This window comes from Acinetobacter sp. SM1B, assembly GCF_003289665.1.
Classification (GTDB): Bacteria; Pseudomonadota; Gammaproteobacteria; order Pseudomonadales; family Moraxellaceae; genus Acinetobacter; species Acinetobacter schindleri.
In genome coordinates this window covers 1-9,431 of record NZ_QMBM01000006.1, presented here as the reverse complement: position 1 = coordinate 9,431, position 9,431 = coordinate 1, and the positions used below count along the sequence as shown (strand labels likewise).

Genomic DNA, 9,431 nt, shown 5'->3' with positions numbered 1-9,431 from the left:
ATCACTTATAAATACGCTTTTAGTTGTTCAAACAAGTGGGACCACCTCTGGTTTCTCCAAAGTAAAAATGTCCGCTTTTAGATAACTTTAGCAACTCGATAGACAGTTGCAACTCCACAATTCACTGCTTTGGCAATTTCTTCCTTAGTCATATTGCCAGCTGCTAGCAATTCTTTTATTCGTTTGTGCTTAGCCTCATTGGCTTTCTTACCTGTTGGCTTGTAACCCGAACGTGCCAGGCCCTGCTTAATACGTTCTATACGTTTCTCATTGTCTAGACGAGCCATTGTTGCCAGGAGATCAATCAACATATTATTGATGAGTTCCAGGATTGAATGAGTAATGCTGTCACTGGTTTGAATCATTTGGTAGGTAGTAGGAAGATCCGCTACGACTAAACGAAGTCCCTTCTCCTGGATCCTGCGCTTCAGCTCTTGAAAATCTCGTTGGGTTAGGCGTGATAAGCGGTCAATACTTTCAACTAATAAGGTGTCACCTTGATTTGCTTCTGACAGCAGCTTATTCAATTCAGGTCGGTCTAACTTCGTACCACTATAGTTTTCCACGTACACAATGGTTTCACCCAAATTCAAGTTTTGGTTTAGATCCTGAAGAATCTGCAAAGCCCTTTTTGCATCTTGATCTTTAGTTGAAGCTCGTAGATAAATACGTGTATTCATTTCTATCATTTAATCTTAATTCTATTAGATTAATGATAACACTATCATTTAATTATTAAATTAAGTCTAATAATAGATATTGTATGCGATTTGGCTCGCTATCATTCAGCTATACTCTTTTGATAGAAAAAGCATGACTGAAAGCCATGCTTTGGGAGTTCGTATAATACGTATCATATTAATTTTGGAAAAATTAGATATTGATTGGGAGTGACTAAAGCTGTAGAGTTTCTTTTTAAGTGAGTCCCCAAAATGAAATTCCAATTTATATTTGAAAACTTTAAAGCTTTACCAAATGGAACAGATGCTTTCAAGCAGTTAAAAATTTTATGTGAGCAAGAAATTGGCAACAATAATAATTTAGATAATTCGGCCTTATTTCTTATTTATGGGTTTGCGAAGAACTACGTCTTATTGTACGAAGATCAAGAAGTTACTCCTGAATTTGCAAAAAAAGCAAAAAGCCAATTAATTGATTATATGTCTGAACTTAATATTGCTCTAATCAGTCAAGATTCTAATCTTATATTAGAAACTCTTAATAATATTTCAAAAAAATATTTTAAAAGTTCAAGAATATTTTAAATCTTAATAATCAATGAACAAGCTATCATTACAGGGGTTTTTGATTCCCCTTTTTGTCTCATTCTTTATGAGTGGCATTAACGCTATTCTAGGAGCTTTAAATGAAGATAAATTTTTATTATCAATTGTTTTTTCACAATGGATGATTAATTGGATTATTGCTTATCCATGTCTTTTGTTTCTTGTTCCTTTCTCAAAAAAGATCGTTTTAAAGCTTTTTTATCCTCAGTTGAAATAATGAATGTTATATGAAACGAGGACAATAGACCGTCGTTTTTCACTTTGCATAAGATATTCTACGTTAAGTAGCGGCTAAAAATGCCCTTGATCAAGGGCATTTCGTATAACGTGTATTATATTAATTTTAGCAAAACTAACCGAGTCCCAAAGTTTTACTCACTGACAGTAATTAGCTTTTTCAATTCTAATTTTTCTTTAAAGCTTTCTACTTTGTTGTACATTTGGAAAATAGTAGATGTCTCATAGTTATCTAATGGATTAATAATATTATCCAGACCTCTAATATCTTTTAGTACAGAACGTCTATGTTTGGAAAAAAAATCTTCAAGCTGATCTGCTGAGAATACGAAATTATTTTGTGAACGATTCCAACTAGGAATTACCTCTTCTTTGATAGAGAATTCAAATAATTGTAAGTCATACCAAAAACGACTATCTAATCTGTTCATAAAAGAATTTTCATAAAGATCTTTAATATCTTTATAGAGACCAATCGAAATTTTTTGGCTATCAAATTTAGCCGCGTTTTCTAAGAAAGTTGAAAGCAATATCAACCCCGTTTCAAGAAAACTTAAGGTTAACAATTGATGTTTACTTAAATTATTATAATTATTCGCATATGAGTAACTAGATGGAACTGCATGATAAAAATCTTTTTTATTTTCTATTACAGTCCTATATCTAGCTAATAGATTTAAAGCTTTTTCTCTAACTTCAATCTCACCAGAAAATTCACAAGATGTTTTAAAATCATTAAATGCTATGTTGAGATCTTGCAGCATCGTATTAACTACTGGATAAATATTTATATTAATATTGACCTGCTGAACAAAAATATTTTGTTGGAATAGGTTCAACGTATGTTGTGTTCTCATTTTTTACTTCTTACTTATGACTTTGTATAGTAGTAGGGATGAATAAAAAATATTCAAGCCTTCAAGCCTGTAATATTTCTCAGTTTCTGCAGATCAATTTCATATTAAGGTCTAAGCAATAAGATATAGACTTTGGTTCACATGTATTAGTAAATATTCATAGCTATAACCTTGTATTCTTACCCCCACTTAACATAATGGGCACTATATGAAACGTCCTTTAAAATATTAATATTTATCAAATACTTATATCAATAAAACGTAAATTAAAAAGATCAAAAAACACACGATTTTACAACTCGTGTGTTTTTTAAGCAACTTTGATCTTTCGCCAATAAAATCGGTTAAAAAAATGCTCAATTTTGGCATTTTCCCAATGTTCTCAGCTCTTCCAGGGCGAAAACTATCCCCAATTTCTGTGGATGAAATTTAGGCTATTTTGTACGCCCTGGCGTACATAAATCTCGGCCCCTTGCGGCTACCTGGAACAGTGGAATTTTCCTATGATGAACTCATCAGGAACAAGAAGTTCCATACAAGAATAACAAAAGATAAGTACAAGGACAGTAAGGTACGACAGGAGTTATACCGAGCGAACCAATACGAAAAACCCCGGCAGGATGCCGGGGTTTTTTATTGTCTAAATATGGTAACTAGTAGGAAATATCTAGTTGGTTTTGATTGATAAATTTAATCAGGATATCTTGAATAAACTCCTCTAGTTCAATACCTTGCTCTTTAATTAGGTTTTCAGCCCTAGTAATCATCTCGCTATCTAATTCAAATGAGATTTCTGCTGAAGTCGCCATCAATAAATCATAGTTTTTTTCTACAATTCTTCTAAACGTTTCTTCTAGATTATTCTCGGAAGAGACATTGAAAGACAGCCGTAGAGAACTGTTAATAATTTCAACATGTGTATGTCCAAGATATTCTGTACTTTTTCCAACAAATCCTAAATGCTTCATAATAATTCTCGAATCTAGTGATAGCGAATAGCCCTTTATCGACAGCTATATGAATTAAGCCAAGCTTTCTTTTACAAGTTGTGGATCAACAATAAATAATCGAATAAGCGATGTTGCTGCTCCTGAAGGTCTTCTAGCACCTTGTTCCCAAGATTCGAGTATACGTCTCAAAACACCAAGGAGTTTGGCAAACTGTTCTTGTATAAGTTGAGCCTTTCTACGAGCTAATTCTACATATGTCTCAGTGATTACAGTTCTGAATAGCCACCAAAATTCTAGACACACATAACTACCTTTTGATGGGTCTTTTCATAATCTAATGGAGAACGCTGACCATTGGAACCATCTGTGCGTTTTGAATTGTAGAACATCTCTATATACTCAAAGATATCCGACCTTTCTTCAGTTCTTGTCACATAGATTTTTCTCTTTATCCTCTCTCGCTTTAACAGCTAAAAAATCTCTCAGCAACTTATTTTTTGAGAACTTTATGCACTTAATCTCATCTCTATAAAATACCATCGCGTTTCCAGACAGCAAAATTTCATCTTATTTAAAAAATGGCTCATTTATTTTATTCATCAATATATTAATATTGTTAAATATTTAAAAAAATACAATATACCTAAAAATCAAAGAGATTTTCTACATTAAAAATTATTTATTTTCAAAGCATTATCTAAGAAAAACTACTTTAAATTCTTCTTTTTCATTTTCAAAATCACAATCTCTTCAACAAAAATCTGCCCATTTGTTCCCAAGTTTTTGAACACACGGTCATAAAGATCATTTCAGTTTTATCATAGAGACAGACCATAAAATAATGAAAAAACCTCTATGTACAAAAGAATAGGATCTCCGTCTCATCCTCTAGTGTTATCTCAAGCGAAAAAGATTGGCGTGACGGACATAGTGCAAGGTACTGCTCTCTTTTTAATTGATGGGATGTAACGATGCCAAAAATTGCTAAATTCGCCAGTGAACGCCGTCATACAGAACGAAAACAGGTCATACAAAAGGAGATGCAGCAGGCTCACAGCTTTATCCAAACGCATCTGCCTTTAGATGAGTTATTTGAGGCTTACCAGAATCATCAACACATAGGACTGCTAGAACAACTTGAAGCTGCCATTGAACGTGAAGCCTCCTCAGTCCGTTATAAAAAAATGCTATATCACTGCTATCGCAGGCAGATCATGCTGTTCAACCAGCATTATGAAATAGAGCTCGATCTGCCTTCACGACAATTCCTAAGCATGGAACGAGAGGCCATGGAATTCAACCGGGAATGGCTTGAGCGGTCCAGGTACGCTCATATGATCCATCAAAAGCTGTGGCGTTACTGGAATACATCACAACAATTTTCAGATGTAGAAATTATTGGCAATATCCTGATCTCGAGTATTCTCTTTGCGGGGATCTCTACACGAAATACCCTGGATGCATTTCTTGAGCAGTTAAAACAAGGTCTAATGATCCAGCACATTAAGGCTGTAGATCTCCATCTTATCTTTCTTGAACCCTTATCTCCGGGTTATGGTGATATCTACCATCCTGATGCACCACTGAGAAAATCACGTACACTGGTTTTAGACCGCATCACCCAACTCTGGCTAGCCCGATACCTTGTACACTCCCCGCCTGTGTGTATGAATGCCTTTGACTACCTCAGTATTATCTTCAGAAAAATGGGCTTTACAGGTCAATATTTCGAGGTTTCCAAGCTACTGACTTCGGCAAGCTGTCACTGGATGCAATTAGATAATGTCACACTGGATACTGCTTTAAGCCGCTGCCTGGAAGACAAAAATGAAACCTGCGGTTTAGCCTTGTCATCATTCAAAAACTATCTGGAACCAGTATTATTTTCAGCACAGATAAATGATGGCCATATCAAAAATAGACCTTCAGCAAAATGCTCAACCACCGTGATGAATGAAAAATCACTGACCAGCGTCAAAAAACTGCATAAGTATTTACTCAAGACCATTCGACACAATCAAGACTGCTTAACTGAACTCATTAACTATTTGACCCAAGAACATGCGGTCTTGTCTGAGGCATCAATCCGAATCTGCCTGTGGCTGATTAGCATGTTTCAACTCAGTACAGCGCAAGTACAACACTTGAGTCAGCTCTTCAGTCTCAATACAGAAGATTGGCTCAAATATTTAGACTATCAGCAGAAATTAAAACGATCCTCAATCTATAGCTACTATGCCAAGTTTGCAGAAGCTTGGTTGTTGCATTCACTTCCCTATACGGAAGATCCTGATTTCAATACGCACCTTGAGAATATCTACAGCAAGATCATGGGAGGAAATACCAAGTCCTCGCATCAAAAATTTGACCTTCTACGACGATTTCATCATTTCCAAAAAATTCTGTTTAAATCAGAAGACTTTCCCTTGTTCCACGATATTCAGGCATCCTCCCATCCCAAAACACAAATCATTTCAGGCAAAGTATTTTGCGCTGTACTTGCTCTTCTGCCTGATTATGTGGAGCGTGGCAGTTTTAACCAGCATGATGCCGAGATGCTCAAAATTATCTTGACCCTCGCCTTTCGTACCGGGATGCGGATTAATGAAATTTTAGGCCTGCGAATTAAAGATCTCGAAGGCCCTGCATGTACATCCATCTGGATCAGACCTTATCGCTCCAGCAAGCAGGAACATACCCTGAAAACGGACAGCGCTGAACGCAATATTCCAGTCAGTACGCTATTATGTTCCGAGGAACATGATGCTTTTAAGGACTACTGTTTATCCAGACGGCTAAGCTTCAGCAAAAATGACTATCTGTTTACCCTTTGGAATAGCAGTGAACGTTTATCCGCACCATTTGTTGCCCAGATTTTCTCGAATCTGATCAATAGGGTATTACCGGGATGCCAGTATTCTTTTCATACCCTCAGACATTCTGCTGCCAATCATTTAGCACTGATCCTCAACATGCCCTATGAACTGGTTAAGATCTTTAGCGATTACACACAGCAGGATTATGAGCGTATACGCAGTGACCTGATACGCGGTAAAGCAGCACAGGATCTCTGGTATATTCTCGCCCATTTACTCGGCCATATCACGCCCAAAGAGACCTTTAAAAGCTATTTACACTTATGCTTTATTATGGCGGGCTATAAACTTAGCCAATATGATCCACCCATTCCATACTCAACTATTAAGACGATTCATCCAGGCCTTTCGATCAAACCCACCTCGAAAGACATCCATCCAAGCAGTTTAAGTCCGATGCTTAGGCTAAACCTGGCTTCAGAACATTTGAAAAATAGCATTACACATAGAAAAAGTTCTAAAAGAGCTAAACCATCCGTTATCCAAAAAAATGAGCGCGGTAACGAAAAATGGTATCCGGGCACGGCTCAGTCAGGTATCTCCGCCTATATGGCCATCCAAATCATCAGACACTGTGAACGTTTTGACGATATTGATTACATCGCTAAAAAATTGAATCTTCCCCGTGCATTCCTTCAGGAATGCAAAGACAACATCTGTAAATTACAGATGCTGAAAAATCAGAAAGGTAAATCACGATTCATGATCAATCCTGACAAAGGTGGACGCATATTGCCCTGTATAGAAACCTTTGAAGAAAAGAAACTGATTCCGTATTTTTTCAAACAACTGGGTGATTATTCCAAAGATAATAAAAATCTAATTCGTGGTTTAAAAATATTTATTCAAAAGGTAAATACTTCTGAATCAGGATTAATATTTCATATTAAAGAATTAGATCAACTTAATACTTTTCTAGAGGTAATCCACCTTCTTTTTCCACCTCAATATTGGACTATTGAGATACCTAATATAATCAAAAACAAGGATTTAGACCAAGCTTTATGGCTAAATAAGATTCATCAAAGCAATCTTATACAGGGAAAATTTAAAAATTCTTTCCGTATATATTTAAATTCAAAAAATACCAATAAATCACTCAGTTTTCTTAAGTACAGTATTATTCTATTATGCGCATTTAATAAAAATCTATATGTTTAGAATCAATATCAAATAAATTATAATCTTCAGTTACATATTGGAGTTAGACAACTCCTGAAATTTATATTAAAAATAATCTTCAAAAATAATAAGAGATACGATGATGCTTAATAGAGAAAAGATCAATCATATATTACTTAAGTTAATTCATGAGTTTCAGATTCTCGATGGTTATACTCTTGCACTCTTCTTCAAACAGGATAGTAACTGTAGCAATTATCGAGCAATCTATTTATGGATTGAGAAATTGCTGGACCAGAAACCTGACATTAGCTTTGATGAAGTGAAATCTCTATATCGAGCACTACTACCTGAATTTTTTTTCGATTAAAAATCCCTTGATTATAAGGAATTTTTATTCATAGGCTTGATATTAAATAACCAGGTGTCTTATATAGTCTAGGTGTTTTCTATGATTTAGTTCTTTTATTTACTCTGTATATTTTAGGTATTTTAGTTTTTCTCTTTATATGCGGATTATTGATATAATCGGCCCACCACTGCATCAGGCGTGCCAACTCTTCAAAATGGTCTGCTTTATCATAAATACCCTTTACCCCCTTTTTTTGATGAGATAACGCTGCTTCAATAACTTGAGGTTTAGAACTAAAAGCATTGTTTAACGCCGTACTCGCAAGATATCTTACCCCGTGCATACTCATTCGATCTTTATAACCCATTTTTTCTAGCGCTGTATTAAATGGACCTTCACTCATATAACTATTAGCATCTCCACGCTTAGGGAATAAATATACTGAGGGCTTTTGAATCGCCTTCAATCTTTTGAGTAATTCGACAGCTTGGCGGGATAACGATACTTTATGTCCTTTTCCATTTTTCATAATCTCTTTTGGCTTGATCCAATATTTTTTTTCTAAATTAAACTGTTCCCATTTCGCTTGGCGAAATTCTTTATTTCTTGGAAATAACAACAAAACCAACTCTAATCCAATACTGACATACTCAATATCATAAGCACGAATATCCTTTAAATATTGATCCAACTCACTAATATCAATACGTTTCAAACCTTGTTTTTCATATTTAGGTATAAACTTTTTGATTGCTGGCAAAGGATTTGTATGAAATTCATATTCTATTGCTGCCCAGATATAGGCAGAATTGACAAAACCATACAGTTTATCCATGACTGATTTTAATTTTTTCCCCCATAAACCTTGAAAAAAGGACAGCCACTCCTGTGATTTAATACCTCTAAAATCACGCTCTCCAAATTCAGGATATACATGATTCCTAATTGCATTGAATACTGATGTAGTATATTTCTTACACCATTTCAGTTTTGATATTTTCAACCAACTTTCCATCAATGTAATCAGTTTATATTTATCCAATTTTGTATTTTTTCCAAAAGAAAAATCACCTTGATCTAGCTGTTCAAAAAACTCATCTGCCAATTTTCTCGCCTGTTTCAGATTTACCGTAGGAAACACCCCTATATTGTGAAAACTCCATTGTCCATTTTCTTTCTTGTATTTGAGTTGCCAATATTTTTTACCCGTCTTTTTAACCAATAGATAAAATTTTTCTGCAACAGTAAACCGATAATCTTTAGACTCTATGTCAAGAGCCATAAGCAAAGCATCATTTATTTTTGTTCTTGGGTGTACGTCATATCTATTCATATAGATTTAACATGTAGATGTGTTACAGCGAGAAATATCACAAGAAAAAAAATGTCATCTCCAAACATATAAAACGAAGAAAAAAATGCTAAATTTTTTTCATTAGGCCCTTAACTGGTTCAAATAGTCTGCCCACCACTGCATTAGCACACGGCGCTCATCTAAATGCTGTGATTTATCATAGACACCCTTCACACCCTTTTTCTTATGAGCCAGACAAACTTCAATGACCTGTTCCTTATCACTGAATCGATCATTCATCGTGGTACTTGCCAAATGTCGGAACCCATGGGGATTCTGCTTTCCTTCATAACCTAGACGGTTTAAAGCTAAGTTAAAGGTCATATCACTAATAGTTTTATGTACTGATTGAACCGTACCGGGTTTGTCGGAGAGTCAATATTCTGAGAGACTATCC

The 9,431-nt window shown here is 35.2% G+C and carries 7 protein-coding genes and 2 pseudogenes; 3 read left to right on the top strand and 6 right to left on the bottom strand.

Annotated features, from left to right (window positions below; translation table 11 throughout):
• Window positions 1-77: 77 nt before the first annotated feature.
• On the bottom strand, window positions 78-689 hold the full coding sequence (locus C8322_RS13760) for a recombinase family protein (protein ID WP_034705871.1): 612 nt from the start codon (window positions 687-689) through the stop codon (window positions 78-80).
• Between the two features lie 243 nt (window positions 690-932).
• Between C8322_RS13760 and C8322_RS13755 the strand changes: the two genes are divergently transcribed.
• Together C8322_RS13755 and C8322_RS13750 are read left to right on the top strand one after the other, a co-directional pair.
• Window positions 933-1,265: a hypothetical protein gene (locus C8322_RS13755; protein WP_004282109.1), complete on the top strand. Its 333-nt coding sequence runs from the start codon at window positions 933-935 to the stop codon at window positions 1,263-1,265.
• A gap of 13 nt (window positions 1,266-1,278) precedes the next feature.
• Complete coding sequence (locus C8322_RS13750; protein ID WP_004733276.1) at window positions 1,279-1,503, top strand: DUF2798 domain-containing protein; 225 nt, start codon at window positions 1,279-1,281, stop codon at window positions 1,501-1,503.
• A gap of 154 nt (window positions 1,504-1,657) precedes the next feature.
• Here the strand turns inward: C8322_RS13750 and C8322_RS13745 are convergent, their stop codons facing one another.
• The 3 genes and pseudogenes from C8322_RS13745 to C8322_RS13730 all read right to left on the bottom strand — a co-directional run.
• Window positions 1,658-2,380, bottom strand: a complete 723-nt coding sequence (locus C8322_RS13745) for a hypothetical protein (protein ID WP_111810794.1) — start codon at window positions 2,378-2,380, stop codon at window positions 1,658-1,660.
• A gap of 653 nt (window positions 2,381-3,033) precedes the next feature.
• Complete coding sequence (locus C8322_RS13740; RefSeq protein WP_004810418.1) at window positions 3,034-3,348, bottom strand: hypothetical protein; 315 nt, start codon at window positions 3,346-3,348, stop codon at window positions 3,034-3,036.
• A 275-nt stretch (window positions 3,349-3,623) separates the two neighbouring features.
• A pseudogene (locus C8322_RS13730) lies at window positions 3,624-3,820 on the bottom strand (IS3 family transposase); the annotation flags it as partial.
• A gap of 481 nt (window positions 3,821-4,301) precedes the next feature.
• On the opposite strand from C8322_RS13730, the gene C8322_RS13725 reads away from it, so the two are divergent.
• Window positions 4,302-7,367 carry a tyrosine-type recombinase/integrase gene (locus C8322_RS13725; RefSeq protein WP_004810419.1) on the top strand — a complete coding sequence of 1,022 codons (3,066 nt, stop codon included), beginning with the start codon at window positions 4,302-4,304 and terminating at the stop codon, window positions 7,365-7,367.
• A 410-nt stretch (window positions 7,368-7,777) separates the two neighbouring features.
• On the opposite strand, the gene C8322_RS13715 is transcribed toward C8322_RS13725, so the two are convergent.
• On the bottom strand, window positions 7,778-9,013 hold the full coding sequence (locus C8322_RS13715) for a tyrosine-type recombinase/integrase (RefSeq protein ID WP_082191078.1): 1,236 nt from the start codon (window positions 9,011-9,013) through the stop codon (window positions 7,778-7,780).
• Window positions 9,014-9,115: 102 nt separating this feature from the next.
• Window positions 9,116-9,382 (bottom strand): annotated as a pseudogene (locus tag C8322_RS13710) (tyrosine-type recombinase/integrase); the annotation flags it as partial.
• Between the last annotated feature and the right edge of the window lie 49 nt (window positions 9,383-9,431).

Coding starts and splice junctions, on each gene's coding strand:
- C8322_RS13725 (WP_004810419.1), top strand. CDS start 4,302: ATGCCAAAAATTGCTAAATTCGCCAGTGAACGCCGTCATACAGAACGA.
- C8322_RS13750 (WP_004733276.1), top strand. CDS start 1,279: ATGAACAAGCTATCATTACAGGGGTTTTTGATTCCCCTTTTTGTCTCA.
- C8322_RS13745 (WP_111810794.1), bottom strand. CDS start 2,380: ATGAGAACACAACATACGTTGAACCTATTCCAACAAAATATTTTTGTT.
- C8322_RS13740 (WP_004810418.1), bottom strand. CDS start 3,348: ATGAAGCATTTAGGATTTGTTGGAAAAAGTACAGAATATCTTGGACAT.
- C8322_RS13760 (WP_034705871.1), bottom strand. CDS start 689: ATGATAGAAATGAATACACGTATTTATCTACGAGCTTCAACTAAAGAT.
- C8322_RS13755 (WP_004282109.1), top strand. CDS start 933: ATGAAATTCCAATTTATATTTGAAAACTTTAAAGCTTTACCAAATGGA.
- C8322_RS13715 (WP_082191078.1), bottom strand. CDS start 9,013: ATGAATAGATATGACGTACACCCAAGAACAAAAATAAATGATGCTTTG.